Genomic DNA, 16,381 nt, shown 5'->3' on the forward strand with positions numbered 1-16,381 from the left:
ATTCGACGGAGATCATGATGCCCTGGACCGAAACCACTGGCCCTCACTATGAACGGCGCTGCCCGCGCTACGCAAGCGACCTGACGGACGCGGAGTGGGCGCTGATCGAGCCGCTGATGCCGGCGCCGAACCGGATCGGCCGGCCGCGGAAGACGGACCTGCGCGAGCTCGTGAACGCGCTGCTTTACATGGCTTCGTCGGGCGGAGCATGGCGGCTTCTGCCGAAGGACTTCCCACGGCACTGTAAAGTTATCAGCGGATTGATGCAGCGATAGCTGGCCGGGACGGCTGTCACGCTGCGGCGAGACACGCGATTTTGTTCCAGATTTGCATGGCGGCGTTACGCAGGTCTCGATGTTGAGCCGATGACAGCGTATTGCGGGGAAAGTGGAACAGGTTGGCAATCGGATCATGGATGGAAACGAACCGCTGAAGCTGGCGTGCCGACTTGAAGCGTTTCATGGTCCTTTCGCGTCGTCGGGTCGGCTGGTGCGAATTTTCCGCTCGATTATTGAGGCCTTTGTGCGACCGGTGTTCGACACCGGGCATGAGGTCGCGCCTGGCGGCATCATAGGACCGGAGCTTGTCGGTGATCATGACCCGTGGTGTCCGCCCTTGAGCCTTCAGCAACTTGCGCATCAGACGCTTTGCCGCCTTGGCATTTCGGCGGCTTTGCACCAGCACTTCGAGGACGAAGCCGTCCTGATCGACGGCACGCCAGGGGACTGTCAGGAATTCCGTGTGCGGGCGGGCTGTTGAACATTATGCAGCCATTGCCCTGATGAAGCGCTCGCCGAAGATGACAGCGAATTGGGCCTTGGCCATGGTCCACTCACGTGGCGGCATTTTCCACTCTTTCTCGGATCGGTTCAAGATCAGATAGAGCAGCTTGGTCGCCGCGTCGTCGCTGGGGAAATGGCCCCTGGCCCTGACAGCCCGTCGAAGTTTCGAGTTCAACGCCTCTATTGAGTTCGTCGTGTAAATGATCCGGCGGACGTCGTCAGGGAACGCGAAGAATGGAATGACCTCGGCCCAGGCGCGCCGCCAGCTCTGGCCGATGGCGGGATAGCGCAGGCCCCAGGGGCCGGCCTCGAACGCCGCCAGCGCCTTTTCGGCGGCATCGGCATCGACGGCGCGGTAGATTTCCTTGAGTGCGCCGGCGAGGCTCTTGCGATCTTTCCAGGACACGAAGTCCATCGAGTTGCGCAGCAGATGGACTATGCACGTCTGGACGATCGCCTCCGGGAACACAGCGGTGATCGCGTCCGGGAAGCCTTTCAGGCCATCGACGACGGCCAGAAGGATATCCTCCGTGCCGCGGTTCTTGAGCTCGTTCATCACCCGCAGCCAGAACTTGGCGCCTTCATTCTGCTCGAGCCACAGGCCCAGCACCTCCTTTGCACCATCGGCGCGCACGCCCAGTGCGATGTGGATGGCCTTGTTGCGGACCATCCCTTCATCGCGGATCTTGACCCGGATCGCATCGAAGAAGACCAGCGGGTAAATCGGATCGAGCGGCCTTTGCTGCCAGGTGGCGACTTCGTCGAGCACGGCGTCCGTCACCGTTGAGATCAGGTCCGCAGACACATCGATGCCGTACAGATCGCGCAGGTGCCCGGTGATCTCCCGGGTGCTCATGCCACGCGCGTACATCGACACGATCTTGTCATCAAAGCCGGGAAAACGGCGCTGGTACTTGGCGATCAGTTGCGGATCGAAACTCGACTGGCGGTCACGCGGAACATCGATCTCCAGCTTGCCGGTCTCGGTCGTCACCGTCTTGCGGCCATAACCGTTGCGCGTGTTGCCAGCGTCTTCGCCGCTCGCCAGATGATGGTCCATCTCCGCGTTCAGCGCGCGCTCGGTCAGAGCCTTCTTGAGCGTATCCAGCAGGCCGCCCTGTTCGAAGGCAGCACTGGCTGCCCCGCCTGCCAGAAGCTGGTCGAGAAGATCATTCGGTATCGCAGGTTCTTTGCGTCGGGTCATAGTGGGAAACCTTTTTACCCATTATGCCCGCCCGCACACGGAATTCCTGACAGTCCCCACGCCAGAGCCACTGCTCCTTGCCATTGATGGCCACCACACATTCGTCGAGATGCCATTTGTCGCCCAGGCAGCCGGCTGACCGTCGCTTGATCTCCCGGGCGAAATGCCGCCCGAATTTCTCCGCCCAGCTTCGAATGGTCTGATGCGTGACGATGATGCCGCGGGCCGCCAACATGTCCTCAACCATGCGCAGGCTGAGCGGAAAGCGAAAGTAGAGCCATACCGCGTGCGCAATGATCTCGGCGGGAAAGCGGTGGCGACGATAAAGCGGATCACGAGCAACTTCTGACATGGCCCATGTTCGCACATCTTCATCAGCCGTCGGGTTAACTTTACGGTGCCGAGACGCGGCATGAAGACCAACACCACTGTCGATACCGCCAAGCTCAGCCTGCTCCTCAACGAACTGCGCTTGCCGGCCATCAAGCTCATGTGGCCGCAATTCGCCGAACAGGCCGACAAGGAAGGCTGGCCCGCCGCCCGCTTTCTCGCCGCGATCACCGAGCATGAACTGGCCGAACGCGACCGCCGCCGCATCGAACGCCACCTCGCCGAGGCCCGCCTCCTGCCGGGCAAGACCCTCGACACCTTCGCGTTCGAGGCCGTGCCGATGATCTCCAAGGCCCAGGTGATGGCGATCACCGCCGGCGACAGCTGGCTGGAGAAGGGGGCGAACCTGCTTCTGTTCGGCCCGCCCGGCGGCGGCAAAAGCCATCTCGCTTCAGCCATCGGCCTTGCGCTCATCGAGAATGGCTGGCGGGTGCTCTTCACCAGAACAACCGACCTCGTCCAGAAGCTTCAGACGGCACGGCGAGACCTGGCGCTCGAGAGCGCTCTGGCCAAGCTCGACAAGTTCCATCTCCTGATCCTCGATGATCTCGCCTACGTCACCAAGGACCAGGCCGAGACCAGCGTGCTGTTCGAGCTCATCAGCGCCCGCTACGAGCGGCGCTCAATGCTCATCACCGCCAACCAGCCGTTCGGCGAATGGGGCAAGGTCTTCCCCGACCCCGCCATGACGCTCGCCGCGGTCGACCGCCTCGTCCATCACGCCACCATCTTCGAGATGAATGTCGAGAGCTACAGGCGCCGCGAGGCCATGGAGCGAAAGCGTGGCCCGGGACGCCCCGCGTCCTATGCCACACCCGCCAACAGCGTCGCTGATTGACGCGCCGCGACAATCAAACCGACAAACCCTCTTGCGCGCGGCAATCAATGCCGCGATCATCACCTCCGCCGCGACACCAGATTCTCATCCAGATTGTCGCGCGCTTCTCATCAGAATTGTCGCGCCACAGTCGGCACGTGGCCGCCGGCATGATGGTGTTCGTGGGTCCGCTCGGTTCAAAGCTCTTCGACGTGCTCGGAGGCCGGCAACGACAGATCGTGCGAACTCGCTCGGACCGCGCCCTGCATCGAGCGCTCGCCGTTCCGTGGGCGGGCCTGCCTAGGCGGCCGTCCAGCGGAAGTCTTGTTCGTCGATCCACATGCGATGAAGCGTGACCGCCATCCTTCGAGCAAGTGCTACCTTTGCGCGTCGAACACCCTGACGATCGGCAATCTTCATGGCCCAGGCCTTCATGCTTGACCATCTGGTGGTCGGGCGAAGAATGACATTGGCCGCCTCGAACAACGCCGTTCGCGTCTCGCCGTCGCCGACTTTCGTGATGCGACCGACCCTGTCGACTTCTCCGGACTGGTATCGTCGCGGAGTGAGGCCGAGATAGGCGCCAACAGATCTGGATCGCCGGAAGCGCTTTGGGTTATCGATCGTCGCCCTGTATGTGAGTGCCGTCACGGGTCCAATGCCCGGCATGGTCATGAGGCGTCGACAGATTGGATCCGTACGAACTGCCCTGAGGACAAGGCGGTGCAGATCGGCCAGGCTCTGGCGCAGGCTCTTGTGTAGCCGCAGGAGCGGCTCAAAGATCGCCAGCAACAACGGGACTGTCAGGAATTCCGTGTGCGGGCGGGCTGTTGAACATTATGCAGCCATTGCCCTGATGAAGCGCTCGCCGAAGATGACAGCGAATTGGGCCTTGGCCATGGTCCACTCACGTGGCGGCATTTTCCACTCTTTCTCGGATCGGTTCAAGATCAGATAGAGCAGCTTGGTCGCCGCGTCGTCGCTGGGGAAATGGCCCCTGGCCCTGACAGCCCGTCGAAGTTTCGAGTTCAACGCCTCTATTGAGTTCGTCGTGTAAATGATCCGGCGGACGTCGTCAGGGAACGCGAAGAATGGAATGACCTCGGCCCAGGCGCGCCGCCAGCTCTGGCCGATGGCGGGATAGCGCAGGCCCCAGGGGCCGGCCTCGAACGCCGCCAGCGCCTTTTCGGCGGCATCGGCATCGACGGCGCGGTAGATTTCCTTGAGTGCGCCGGCGAGGCTCTTGCGATCTTTCCAGGACACGAAGTCCATCGAGTTGCGCAGCAGATGGACTATGCACGTCTGGACGATCGCCTCCGGGAACACAGCGGTGATCGCGTCCGGGAAGCCTTTCAGGCCATCGACGACGGCCAGAAGGATATCCTCCGTGCCGCGGTTCTTGAGCTCGTTCATCACCCGCAGCCAGAACTTGGCGCCTTCATTCTGCTCGAGCCACAGGCCCAGCACCTCCTTTGCACCATCGGCGCGCACGCCCAGTGCGATGTGGATGGCCTTGTTGCGGACCATCCCTTCATCGCGGATCTTGACCCGGATCGCATCGAAGAAGACCAGCGGGTAAATCGGATCGAGCGGCCTTTGCTGCCAGGTGGCGACTTCGTCGAGCACGGCGTCCGTCACCGTTGAGATCAGGTCCGCAGACACATCGATGCCGTACAGATCGCGCAGGTGCCCGGTGATCTCCCGGGTGCTCATGCCACGCGCGTACATCGACACGATCTTGTCATCAAAGCCGGGAAAACGGCGCTGGTACTTGGCGATCAGTTGCGGATCGAAACTCGACTGGCGGTCACGCGGAACATCGATCTCCAGCTTGCCGGTCTCGGTCGTCACCGTCTTGCGGCCATAACCGTTGCGCGTGTTGCCAGCGTCTTCGCCGCTCGCCAGATGATGGTCCATCTCCGCGTTCAGCGCGCGCTCGGTCAGAGCCTTCTTGAGCGTATCCAGCAGGCCGCCCTGTTCGAAGGCAGCACTGGCTGCCCCGCCTGCCAGAAGCTGGTCGAGAAGATCATTCGGTATCGCAGGTTCTTTGCGTCGGGTCATAGTGGGAATCCTTTTTACCCATTATGCCCGCCCGCACACGGAATTCCTGACAGTCCCGCAACAACCTATCTGTTCCGATCAGCTGGCAGACCCTGGCCTCGAACCGAACGCGCGTCACCGCCCCGATCTTCAGCCCCAACGGCCGCAACAGACCGCGGATGACCTGCTCGTTGCCGGTCAATGCTCTCACGGCCGCCTTGCGCGCCGCCGTCAGGGTGCGCAGCCGCTGGCCAGCAGCGGACTTCAGATGAACGGCCTTGAACCAACCCGTGCGGACGATTTGCGCGATGCCTTGCGCGTCATTCCGGTCCGTCTTAACCGTCATCGCGCTCAGAGCTGCTTTGACATGCCGCCTCTCCAGGCAGACGACGGGAAAGCCCTCATCAACAAGATGCCCGCCAATCCATTCCGACGTCGCACCGGCTTCCAAACCTACGCGAACGAGATCATCCCGCCATCGGTGAAGAATAGCCTTCACCGGCTCGGGGTCACCGAGCACCTTCCCCTGCCACAGCATCTCGCCGGTCTCGCCAATGACGCAAATGGCTACTGCGTCGAGAGAGATATCCAGTCCTGCATAAACGCCCATGCCGATCTCCTCTTTGCTAGGTCGGCTCAGAGCATCAGGCGAACACCGTCATCCGGAAAGGGGTCGGGCAGTCAGTGAAGCTGAACCGAATACCCCATATCTTCGGAGAAGCGGCTACGTTTCATGTCCTGGTCCTCTCGATGGGCCAGAACGAACTTCAAACCGGATTAGATCAGAGGGGCAAGGTCAGCGGTGATCAAACTCGGGGAGATAGTCATGATCTTGGATATGCATCGGCAGGGGCTGTCGGCGTCAGCGATCGCCAGGCAGACCGGCGTCGATCGAAAGACAATCCGCAAATACATCGAGCGTGGCCTTGAGGCCCCTGCATGCGCCAGAAGCGTGGCCAACACTACACCTTGCAGACAAATCAACAAGTTTGTCCCGAGCAGAAGCCCGAAACGTCCACGACGTTTCTCGGTTGCTGCATTTTGTTCAGAGTCGTCAGCTTCTGGAAAGCTGGCGCTCGTAACTTGATTAAATGATGGTGTTAGGCGTCCCCCAATGGAAACTGATGTAGGAGAACCGGATGGTTGCAGGAGTTGGAAGTGGAGGTGGTATCGCCAGCTTTTCCTTGACCCGCAGTGGGCATGGAGATCGGAATGCCAAACCACAGCACCCGTCCCCCGTCCAATCTGCCCATAATAAGCCGGTTGATGGGAGTGATCATCGTAACAAGCCTGTTAGCGGGGGTGATCGGCCGGAGGGTCCGACCGTCTCTGGAGATGGCGCGCAAACTCTAACTGAACACTTCGATGCCGTTCTCTCCTCTTTTATGATGACTATTGCGAACGATGCTATGGCTGACGCCGACGACGCTTTGGCGGAAACTGACGAGGATGCCTGATGTGGATGGTCTGCGTCAGGAGGTGGTGTCGTGTTAACGGCACAGTTTGAACAGACAAGGAGAACAAAATGACTAAAGCAAGTACTGGTATGAGTGCGGTTGGTACTGGTGGTACAATGGCTGCAGACGTCGGCACCAAAGCCGCTGGGGAAGTCGCTTTCAAGGCCCAAATCGCGGAGCTATCGGCGATGAGCTTGGAGGCTACGGCTAGGAGTGTACTGCTCCGCACCGTTACGACCAATCTCAACACAATCAAGAAAGCGGCCGACGAACGCGTTTCCTAATCGTTCAACGGGGCTCAAGGTAGCCTCCTTCCGCGCCTCTATGGTAGCGCGACGTGGAGCGAAAATGGCCGCATGGCAATTGCTGTGCGGCCTCTGTCCTTTATTTGAGAGATCATCCGTGGATGACACCATTTCCCTCTATTACGAAGTGCTGTCGGGGCTCTATTGTGGGTTGGCCGGTAAGACTTCTCTCGAAACGAGCTTAGTCGGCAGCGGCTTGGACGCCGATATGATCTTCGTTGAGCAAGGGCTGGCCTCGCATCATTTTCGTATCAAACTTCTTGGCAACTCGGTCGAGGTCGAGGCGCTTGCTGCCGGACTAAGGATTGAAGGGAAGCGGAACATTGCCGTGGGCGAGAGCGTTGTCGTGTCCCTCCCCGTCGTCGTTCTCTCAGGCGAGATGTCCATTCTCTGGTCCGTAAAGAATGGAGTCCTAAATAGTTCGATCGGCATATCAAGCGTCTCGAGCCGTGTTCTGGCCATGGTTATGTTCGCCTCTCTAGCGGCCGGTACTCTCGCAGCCATTTTCTCCTATAACGGGGATGCTGGTGTATCGAGACCCGATACACCCAGGGCCGATTATGAGTCGAAGCGAACCAGTCCCCGCGCCAGCGACCAGACTGCAGAGGCGGTGGCCAAAGAGCTGCAGGACGAAGTGGACAGAGCGGGCCTGCTGAATGTTAAGGTCACCTCGGCGAGGGGTGCTGTGACCGCAGAGGGTACGGTCACGTCTGCATCGATCATCAGCTGGCGGAAGCTTCAGCAATGGTTCGATCATCGTAGCAAGGGCGCACTAACCCTGATCAATGGAGTGCTCACCCAAGACGAAAAAGCGCCATCCGCAATCGCCGTCGAAGCCGTTTGGCATGGACCCCAACCGTATCTCGTCGTCGATGGCGAGAAGTATTTTGTTGGCGCCGTTCTAGAGGACGGATGGACGGTCGACCGGATCGAGGAAGGCCGTGTGCTTCTAAGCCGAAACGGCCGCCTTGCGGCCCTCCCCTATTAGCCCGCCTATCAACCAGAATAACGTCGTCGGCAATCATTCTGCTGCGGCCGGTACCTCGCGTATTTTTCTGGCTCCCATGCGCGGCCTGGCGATTGGCTGGCCCAAAACTTTGGAAGAGCCGACCGACTTCGCTTGCCACGCTTTCACTGCGAAGCAGCAGAGTGACACTCAAACGATCGAAAAGGGGCCTCGATGGCCAACGCCCTCCGCAACTTCATCAAGCGTTCGCCAGCCAACCCTGACCTAATGGTCGCGCTGATGCTGCTTCTGGCGATCGCTCTGATGGTCATGCCTATCCCGGTCGTGCTGGTCGACGCGATGATAGGATTCAATATGGGACTCGCGATCCTACTGATGATGGTTGCCCTTTATGTTGGCACTCCACTTGATCTTTCTTCTTTGCCCGGCGTCATTTTGCTTGCCACGGTATTTCGCCTCGCGCTCACCGTCGCAACCACGCGCCTGATCCTGGCCGAGGGGGAGGCAGGTGCCATCATCCACACGTTCGGAGATTTCGTGATCTCGGGCAATATTGTTGTGGGTTTCGTCATATTTCTGGTCGTCACCATGGTGCAATTCATGGTCCTGGCAAAGGGCGCCGAACGCGTAGCAGAGGTGGCGGCGCGCTTCACCTTGGACGCACTGCCTGGTAAGCAAATGGCCGTCGACGCGGAGCTACGCAACGGCCACATCGACGCTGCCGAATCTCGCAGGCGGCGCGCCGCATTGGAGAAGGAAAGCCAACTTTACGGCGCTATGGATGGCGCAATGAAATTTGTAAAGGGCGATTCCATCGCCGGACTGGTGGTTATCTTCATCAACATGCTGGGTGGAATTTCGATCGGCCTGCTCTCGAAGGGCATGTCCTTCGGAGATGTGCTGCATCACTACACATTGCTGACGATAGGCGATGCATTGATATCGCAGATTCCGGCCCTGCTGCTTTCGATTACAGCGGCGACAGTCGTGACCCGTGTCACTGGGCCCGCGAAGGTTAATCTTGGTACTGAAATAGTGAGTCAGCTCACGGGCAGTAAGCGACCATTGCGGCTTGCAGCTTGTGTACTGATCCTAATGGGATTCGTTCCTGGCTTCCCTCTGCCCGTTTTTTTGATCTTGGCCGCAATCTTCGGCGCGATCAGCTTTGTCAAGAGCGATGTGCCAGACCTCGCTAGCGTCAATACCATATGTGAAACTTCAGGGGAGACCCCAAAGCAAACCGCGCCAGCACAGGAACATCCGATCGCTTTCTTCCTTGCACCAGACTTGATGTATGCGATCGAACAAAGCGAATTGCAGCAGGAGATTGCACGCCTTTCGCTACTAGTCTCAGCCGACATAGGCATTGTCGTTCCCCTGATCCCTATCACGGTAGACCTGCAGTTGTCGGAGTCGCAGTTTCGGATAGATATAGAGGGGGTGCCCGTCGAGCAGGATGTGTTAAATCCGAACGAGCTAACGCTACAAGATGATGTGGCGAAAGTCGAATCGAGCGGTATCCCCTTTCGGCGTGATCCAAAATCGGGCAGACTCGTGACCGAACAACGCCATGCACCGGCTCTCAAGCGCATCGGCATCACGCATTACGGACCAGGTGAATTCCTCGCGTTGCGCGTCCATGCAGCGTTGACCCGCTTTGCTTCACGGTTGGTCGGTATTCAAGAGACCCGCCAACTGATTGGCCGAATGGAGCAGAACTATGCTGATCTGGTAAAGGAGGTACTGCGGACCACGCCGATTCCTCGGATTGCGGATGTGCTGCGTCGGCTCCTGGATGAAGGTATCCCGATCCGCCATACCCGCCTCCTCTTGGAAGGATTGGCTGAATGGAGCGAGCGTGAGCAAGATGTTGCCCTGCTCACCGAAAATGTTCGGTCTGGTTTGAAGCGGCAGATCTGTTACCGCTATGCCAACACAGAGGGCATCGTGGCCGCGTTGGTCGTGGAACGTGGGAGTGAGGATGTGATGCGCAATGCAGTTCGAGATTCGGCTGCAGGCCCCTACCTCGTACTAGAGGATCGGCAAAGCGAAGCGCTGCTGTCGCAGATGCGTCAGATCCTTTCGAACACCGCACCGGGTCAGAACCGCCCTGTCGTTTTGACCTCAACGGATATCCGACGCTTTGTCCGGGGCTTTTTCACGCGAAACGGGATCGATCTTGCTGTGCTGTCTTATCAAGAGCTCGCCTCCGACTTTACAATTAAACCCGTGGGGTCCGTGAAATTTCCACCTGGGCCGCCATAGTAAAGCCAATCCGCTAGTCACCGACTACGTCATAGCATCCCGTTATAATTGAGAATCAAACATGAGCTCACATGTGAATATAGTTCTCCGATCGTTCAGGTTTTTTCACCTGAACTCTCTGCTCTTCCTCGTACTCGCCATTCTGCCTGTCGGCGGTTGCGCCAGCTTGGACAACCCCTCTCTTTCAGTGACGGAGTCATCATCCCTCGATTTGCGCAACGCCAACGAAATCGATCCGGCTATGCGAGAGCGCATTTTGCGCGCAGTCGGTCCGGATGCTCAAGAGCGGGCATTGAGGGATGAGCTGCAACAGCACCCTGACAATGTTGATGCAGCGATCGGACTTACGAATGCTTTGGTGGAGCAGAGACGCCCGCATGAGGCGCTTCAGGTACTCGACAGACTCTTGGTTGCAGCCCCAGGAAGTTTGCGCGTATTGAACGCGAAAGCCGTGATCTTGGATCTCGAGGGGCGGCACGACGCGGCGCAGGTGTTATATCGGCAAGCGCTCGAGTTGGAGCCTGGGAACCGAATGGTGCAGCACAATCTCGACCTGTCGCTTGCGTTTTGAAGCTCAATTCAGACCTCAACCTGCTTTCAACAAGCAGATGGCAGGCGCAGCCAAAAGGCGATCGGGTCCTGCGACACCACAAATCGCTTGCAGCATCGCTCCCGGCGCCGGCTGAAGCCGACCCAGATCCGCAAGAGTAGACACCTGATTAACCGGATCGAACAGGACCATCGGCGCATCAAGCGCCGTATCCGGCCGATGCTCGGCTTCAAGTCGTCCCTCAGCGCTGGCATCATTCTGTCCAGCATCGAAATGTCCACATGATGCGCAAGCGACAAGCGAGGTGCGCCTTCAACCCGAATCCGTCCTTGGTGTCAATACCGGGTGAAATTTCCCCAAAAGTGCCGAAGTAAAATTCCCCAATTACGCCGTCTCGGACGGCATGGAGAATTGGGTATTTTTCGGCGGCCGACCGCGCGGCCGTGATGGTGGAGCGAATGACGGTGGAGTAATCAGGGCTTTCGAACGGACGTGTTCAGGCATCAATTCGGCATGCTGGCGCAGCCTGTAGCTTGATCCTTCGATCTGAACGACGACGGCATGGTGCAAAAGCCTGTCGAGAAGCGCGGTGGCGACCACGGCGTCTCCAAAAACATCTCCCCACTCTGCAAAGCCGCGGTTGGACGTCAGGATCATTGCCCCTTTCTCGTAGCGGGCGTTGACGAGCTGGAAGAACAGATTGCCGCCGCCGGCGATCACCGGGAGATAACCGATCTCGTCGACGATCAGCAGACTTGGCCTGCAGAAGAAGCGGATGCGTTCTTGCAGCCGTCCCTCCCGCTCGGCCCTGGACAGCTCTGCAATGAGATCGGCCAGGGTGCAGAAGTAGACGCTCTTGCCCGCTTTGACAGCTTCGACGCCGAGCGCGATAGCCAGATGGCTTTTGCCAGTTCCTGGCGGCCCGAGGAAATGGGCGGCCTCGTGCCTTTCGACGAAGCCCAGTTGCGCGAGCGTGAAGATCCGATCGCGATCGAGGGAGGGCTGGAAAGAGAAATCGAAGCCGGCGAGCGTTTTAATGGTTGCCAGCCGACCCATCCGCAACGCCGTCTTTATACGGCTGTTCTCCCGTAGGGTCAGCTCTTCGGAAAGGAGAATGTCGATCGCTTCGAGCGCCGACAGCTCGCCATGCTCCAGGCGGCGGACAATATGGTCGAGTGCTTCAAGGGCACGTGGCATCTTCAGGCCGACCAGGTCATGGCGAATGCGGTCGATCATCGACGGCACGGCATCGAGAGCGGCGCTCATGGGCGGTTCTCCTGCGCCATAGCTCTGGCGACGGCGTCGTAGAAGGCGAGCGGCCGTTGTGTGACCCGGTCTCCGGATCCATGAAGAATGATCTCGTCATTGTTGACGTGCGATCGCGATCGCGGCGGTGAGCGAAAGGTTCTGTGTCCTGGTTCGACGCGTCGCTGATGGCGACCTTCCAACACCGGATGCACAGCAATCAGCGCACCGTCTTCGAAGATTCGAACCTCATTGGCCAAGGTGTGAACTTCGACGAGCCGCCTTCTGGTGGCGTCGGGCACGCTGTAGGCGTTTCCACCGACACTCACCATGCCCTCTCGGGATATCCTGCGCTCAAGCCGCAGAACCGATCGGAACGGAGCCAGCGGCAAGGGACGCAGATGAAGGCGCTCTTCCGCGAAGGCCTCGACGACGACGCGCTGCGTTGTGGCGTGCACGCGCGGATTGGCAACGCCATCCAGCCATTGCCGCAGTTGGGTGTTAAGATCATCAAGGTTGCGAAACGAGCGCGCCAGGAAAAAGTCTTCACGAATAAAGCGGAATGGTCGCTCGACCTTTCCCTTCGTCTTGGCGCGATATGGTTTGCAGGCCTTTGGATGAAAGCCGAAATGGCGAGCGAGATCGAGCAGAGCGCGGTTATAAACAATGCCGCCCGTTTCGCCTTCGCCGATGACGGCAGTCTTCATTCGGTCGTAAAGAATCTCGCGCGGAACGCCGCCGATCGCATCGAACGCCGCGGCGTGGCATCGCAGCACCGTCGGCAGATCCTGATGCATGGCAAAGCGCGCCCAGATGAGACGGCTATAGCCCAGCACCATAGAAAACAGCCAGACGATCCTGGGGGTTGCCGGCTCGTCGGTGAAGACCACATGGAATTGGGCGAAATCCACCTGCGCCTGTTCGCCGGGAGCTGTTTCGAACCGAACTTCAAAGCCGGGTTCTGAGGTCGGACGAACGTCTCTGAGAAAGTCCGTGAGGGACTGTCAGGAATTCCGTGTGCGGGCGGGCTGTTGAACATTATGCAGCCATTGCCCTGATGAAGCGCTCGCCGAAGATGACAGCGAATTGGGCCTTGGCCATGGTCCACTCACGTGGCGGCATTTTCCACTCTTTCTCGGATCGGTTCAAGATCAGATAGAGCAGCTTGGTCGCCGCGTCGTCGCTGGGGAAATGGCCCCTGGCCCTGACAGCCCGTCGAAGTTTCGAGTTCAACGCCTCTATTGAGTTCGTCGTGTAAATGATCCGGCGGACGTCGTCAGGGAACGCGAAGAATGGAATGACCTCGGCCCAGGCGCGCCGCCAGCTCTGGCCGATGGCGGGATAGCGCAGGCCCCAGGGGCCGGCCTCGAACGCCGCCAGCGCCTTTTCGGCGGCATCGGCATCGACGGCGCGGTAGATTTCCTTGAGTGCGCCGGCGAGGCTCTTGCGATCTTTCCAGGACACGAAGTCCATCGAGTTGCGCAGCAGATGGACTATGCACGTCTGGACGATCGCCTCCGGGAACACAGCGGTGATCGCGTCCGGGAAGCCTTTCAGGCCATCGACGACGGCCAGAAGGATATCCTCCGTGCCGCGGTTCTTGAGCTCGTTCATCACCCGCAGCCAGAACTTGGCGCCTTCATTCTGCTCGAGCCACAGGCCCAGCACCTCCTTTGCACCATCGGCGCGCACGCCCAGTGCGATGTGGATGGCCTTGTTGCGGACCATCCCTTCATCGCGGATCTTGACCCGGATCGCATCGAAGAAGACCAGCGGGTAAATCGGATCGAGCGGCCTTTGCTGCCAGGTGGCGACTTCGTCGAGCACGGCGTCCGTCACCGTTGAGATCAGGTCCGCAGACACATCGATGCCGTACAGATCGCGCAGGTGCCCGGTGATCTCCCGGGTGCTCATGCCACGCGCGTACATCGACACGATCTTGTCATCAAAGCCGGGAAAACGGCGCTGGTACTTGGCGATCAGTTGCGGATCGAAACTCGACTGGCGGTCACGCGGAACATCGATCTCCAGCTTGCCGGTCTCGGTCGTCACCGTCTTGCGGCCATAACCGTTGCGCGTGTTGCCAGCGTCTTCGCCGCTCGCCAGATGATGGTCCATCTCCGCGTTCAGCGCGCGCTCGGTCAGAGCCTTCTTGAGCGTATCCAGCAGGCCGCCCTGTTCGAAGGCAGCACTGGCTGCCCCGCCTGCCAGAAGCTGGTCGAGAAGATCATTCGGTATCGCAGGTTCTTTGCGTCGGGTCATAGTGGGAATCCTTTTTACCCATTATGCCCGCCCGCACACGGAATTCCTGACAGTCCCAGTCCGTGACGGTAGTGTAGCCCCCGGCAAACCCACGATCCTTCAGCTCTCGCAAGAGCCGCCGACCGCTAAGGCCGGGATAGGCAGCAACCCGTTCACGCAAATAAGCGGTGAAGGGATCAATCACCGTCGCCCGCGGCTTCCTTGGTCCATAGGCAGGGGCCTCAAGGCCACGCTCGATGTATTTGCGGATTGTCTTTCGATCGACGCCGGTCTGCCTGGCGATCGCTGACACCGACAGCCCCTGCCGATGCATATCCAAGATCATGACTATCTCCCCGAGTTTGATCACCGCCATTCCCCTCTCGACCATCGAGAGCAGTATCGGTGATGACGCGCCGCCGGTCCTCCGGGGCGCGCCCCGGAAGACCGGCGGCAACGCTAAACTGAGGAAGATTCAAACGGCACTTCTGGGGAGTATTGACCCGGTATCGACACTTGGCCGAACAGTTCGCCGTTCTCGCCGCCTGACTGTCAGATGTGGCTCGGTTTGTTTGGACAGGAATTCCCGATTTATAAGTGGAACACTGCCTCTGATTAGGCCGCCTCGGGAAGCGGTATCGGGGTGAAGTAGGCCTCATCTGGCGCTCTGCCGTCAAGGCTGGAATGCGGGCGTCCCCGATTGTAGAAATCGAGATATTTTCCGATCGACGCTCGCCCTTCGCGAACGCTGTCATAGGCCTTGAGATAGACCTCCTCATATTTCACCGACCGCCAGAGACGCTCGACGAAGACGTTGTCGCGCCAGGCGCCCTTGCCATCCATGCTGATCCTGATCTCCCGGTCGAGGAGGACCTTGGTGAAGTCATGGCTGGTGAACTGGCTGCCCTGATCGGAGTTGAAGATCTCGGGTGTGAATCGGCGTGCAAAATTGACCCCATAAGCCGGGGAATCGGCGTCCAATTTTGACCCCCCTGATGCTTTGATTTGCGACCATCCGCTCGTCGTAGCGAGCGGATGGTGTGGGGATGAAGTCGGTGGATACGATTGCTCGGGTTCGGCGCGCCTTCCATGTGCAAGGATGGTCGCTCAAGCGGATTTGCCGCGAGCTGCATGTGTCTCGCAACACGGTCCGCAAGATTCTCAGATCCGACGAGACGTCGTTCTCCTACGAACGCGAGCGGCAGCCCAAGCCGAAGATCGGCCCATGGCAGGATCAGCTCGACGCGTTTCTGACCGGCAACCGTGGCAAAGCCGCCCGCGAGCAACTGACTCTCATCCGGATTTACGAAGAGCTTTGCAGCCTCGGCTACGAGGGCGGCTATGACGCCGTCCGGCGTTACGCGAAGAGTTGGGCGAAAGCGCAAGGGTCGGCATCGGCGGACGCCTATGTGCCGCTGTTCTTCGCGCCGGGCGAGGCCTACCAGTTCGACTGGAGCCACGAGATCGTCCTGATCAACGGTGTGACGGTGACCGTGAAGGTCGCCCATGTCCGGCTCTGCCATAGCCGCATGATGTTCGTGAGGGCCTATCCGCGCGAGACGCAGGAGATGGTGTTCGACGCCCACGACCGGGCGTTTGCCTTCTTCGGCGGCGCCTGCACGCGCGGCATCTACGACAACATGAAGACGGCGGTGGAAACGATCTTCGTTGGCAAGGACCGCCAATACAATCGCCGCTTCATGCAGATGTGCAGTCACTATCTCGTTCAACCTGTCGCCTGCACGCCGGCGTCTGGCTGGGAGAAGGGTCAGGTCGAGAACCAGGTCGGGCTGGTGCGCGAGCGCTTCTTCACGCCCAGGCTGCGCTTCAAGACCTATGAGGAATTGAACGCCCGGCTGCAGGATAAGTGCGTCGGCTACGCCAAGGCGCACCGTCACATCGAACAGCTGCGGATTCCGACGTGAAGCCGGCCGCCATTCCGATCAAACACCGGCCACCATTCCGGTATGAAGCCGGCCACCATTCCAACCAAAGACCGGCCGGTTTTCGGCACTGAAGATTACCTCCTGGGTCAGCAACTTTGGCATCAATTACCTCGCGATGAACGAGGACATTTTGATGCCGGCAAAGAGAAGGCTGACCATGAGACAGTTGAGA

At 59.4% G+C, this 16,381-nt stretch carries 11 protein-coding genes and 9 pseudogenes; 9 read left to right on the top strand and 11 right to left on the bottom strand.

Features of this window, described 5'->3' with window-relative positions; genetic code table 11:
* Positions 1–17: 17 nt before the first annotated feature.
* Positions 18–236 (top strand): annotated as a pseudogene (locus tag ACVILI_RS33695) (transposase); the annotation flags it as partial.
* Between the two features lie 73 nt (positions 237–309).
* Here ACVILI_RS33695 and ACVILI_RS33700 read toward each other — a convergent pair.
* From ACVILI_RS33700 to ACVILI_RS33710, 3 genes and pseudogenes are all read right to left on the bottom strand, one after another.
* A pseudogene (locus ACVILI_RS33700) lies at positions 310–720 on the bottom strand (IS6 family transposase); the annotation flags it as partial.
* A gap of 42 nt (positions 721–762) precedes the next feature.
* Positions 763–1,986, bottom strand: coding sequence for an IS256 family transposase (locus ACVILI_RS33705; protein ID WP_038649879.1), 1,224 nt, complete (start codon positions 1,984–1,986; stop codon positions 763–765).
* Between the two features lie 58 nt (positions 1,987–2,044).
* Positions 2,045–2,338 (bottom strand): annotated as a pseudogene (locus tag ACVILI_RS33710) (IS6 family transposase); the annotation flags it as partial.
* 60 nt (positions 2,339–2,398) lie between these two features.
* Between ACVILI_RS33710 and istB (ACVILI_RS33715) the strand changes: the two are divergent.
* Positions 2,399–3,214: an IS21-like element helper ATPase IstB gene (gene istB, locus ACVILI_RS33715; RefSeq protein ID WP_284278837.1), complete on the top strand. Its 816-nt coding sequence runs from the start codon at positions 2,399–2,401 to the stop codon at positions 3,212–3,214.
* 279 nt (positions 3,215–3,493) lie between these two features.
* Here istB (ACVILI_RS33715) and ACVILI_RS33720 read toward each other — a convergent pair whose 3' ends face one another.
* The 3 genes from ACVILI_RS33720 to ACVILI_RS33730 are packed head-to-tail and all read right to left on the bottom strand — an operon-like array spanning position 3,494 to position 5,843.
* The gene (locus tag ACVILI_RS33720; protein ID WP_457102800.1) at positions 3,494–3,988 is read right to left on the bottom strand and encodes a transposase; all 495 of its coding nucleotides are present in this window, start codon (positions 3,986–3,988) and stop codon (positions 3,494–3,496) included.
* 42 nt (positions 3,989–4,030) lie between these two features.
* Entirely contained in the window at positions 4,031–5,254 is a 1,224-nt protein-coding gene (locus tag ACVILI_RS33725; RefSeq protein ID WP_038649879.1) for an IS256 family transposase, read from the bottom strand.
* Positions 5,220–5,843 (bottom strand): IS110 family transposase, encoded by a 624-nt coding sequence (locus ACVILI_RS33730; RefSeq protein WP_457102801.1) that lies wholly within the window; start codon positions 5,841–5,843, stop codon positions 5,220–5,222. Before ACVILI_RS33730 ends, ACVILI_RS33725 begins: the two co-directional genes overlap by 35 nt.
* Positions 5,844–6,035: 192 nt before the next feature.
* On the opposite strand from ACVILI_RS33730, the pseudogene ACVILI_RS33735 reads away from it, so the two are divergent.
* From ACVILI_RS33735 to ACVILI_RS33760, 6 genes and pseudogenes are all read left to right on the top strand, one after another.
* Positions 6,036–6,173: pseudogene (locus tag ACVILI_RS33735) on the top strand (helix-turn-helix domain-containing protein); the annotation flags it as partial.
* A gap of 585 nt (positions 6,174–6,758) precedes the next feature.
* Entirely contained in the window at positions 6,759–6,974 is a 216-nt protein-coding gene (locus ACVILI_RS33740; RefSeq protein WP_038654879.1) for a hypothetical protein, read from the top strand.
* A 64-nt stretch (positions 6,975–7,038) separates the two neighbouring features.
* A complete protein-coding gene (locus ACVILI_RS33745) occupies positions 7,039–7,983 on the top strand; it encodes a SctD/MshK family protein (RefSeq protein ID WP_276315583.1) in 945 nt (314 codons plus the stop codon).
* Positions 7,984–8,175: 192 nt separating this feature from the next.
* Positions 8,176–10,227: a type III secretion system export apparatus subunit SctV gene (gene sctV, locus ACVILI_RS33750; protein ID WP_038654873.1), complete on the top strand. Its 2,052-nt coding sequence runs from the start codon at positions 8,176–8,178 to the stop codon at positions 10,225–10,227.
* Positions 10,228–10,288: 61 nt separating this feature from the next.
* Positions 10,289–10,798, top strand: coding sequence for a tetratricopeptide repeat protein (locus ACVILI_RS33755; protein WP_038654870.1), 510 nt, complete (start codon positions 10,289–10,291; stop codon positions 10,796–10,798).
* 126 nt (positions 10,799–10,924) lie between these two features.
* Positions 10,925–11,151 (top strand): annotated as a pseudogene (locus tag ACVILI_RS33760) (DDE-type integrase/transposase/recombinase); the annotation flags it as partial.
* A 10-nt stretch (positions 11,152–11,161) separates the two neighbouring features.
* Here ACVILI_RS33760 and istB (ACVILI_RS33765) read toward each other — a convergent pair.
* The 5 genes and pseudogenes from istB (ACVILI_RS33765) to ACVILI_RS33785 form a co-directional block, all read right to left on the bottom strand.
* On the bottom strand, positions 11,162–12,043 hold the full coding sequence (istB, locus tag ACVILI_RS33765) for an IS21-like element helper ATPase IstB (protein ID WP_240565535.1): 882 nt from the start codon (positions 12,041–12,043) through the stop codon (positions 11,162–11,164).
* Positions 12,040–13,011, bottom strand: a pseudogene (istA, locus tag ACVILI_RS33770) (IS21 family transposase); the annotation flags it as partial. The pseudogene istA (ACVILI_RS33770) and the gene istB (ACVILI_RS33765), both read right to left, overlap by 4 nt.
* A 49-nt stretch (positions 13,012–13,060) precedes the next feature.
* A complete protein-coding gene (locus ACVILI_RS33775) occupies positions 13,061–14,284 on the bottom strand; it encodes an IS256 family transposase (RefSeq protein WP_038649879.1) in 1,224 nt (407 codons plus the stop codon).
* A gap of 70 nt (positions 14,285–14,354) precedes the next feature.
* Positions 14,355–14,633 (bottom strand): annotated as a pseudogene (locus ACVILI_RS33780) (helix-turn-helix domain-containing protein); the annotation flags it as partial.
* A 245-nt stretch (positions 14,634–14,878) separates the two neighbouring features.
* A pseudogene (locus ACVILI_RS33785) lies at positions 14,879–15,208 on the bottom strand (transposase); the annotation flags it as partial.
* A 101-nt stretch (positions 15,209–15,309) separates the two neighbouring features.
* On the opposite strand from ACVILI_RS33785, the pseudogene istA (ACVILI_RS33790) reads away from it, so the two are divergent.
* Positions 15,310–16,167: pseudogene (gene istA / locus ACVILI_RS33790) on the top strand (IS21 family transposase); the annotation flags it as partial.
* Positions 16,168–16,381 lie beyond the last annotated feature (214 nt).

This window comes from Mesorhizobium sp. USDA 4775 (genome assembly GCF_054062655.1).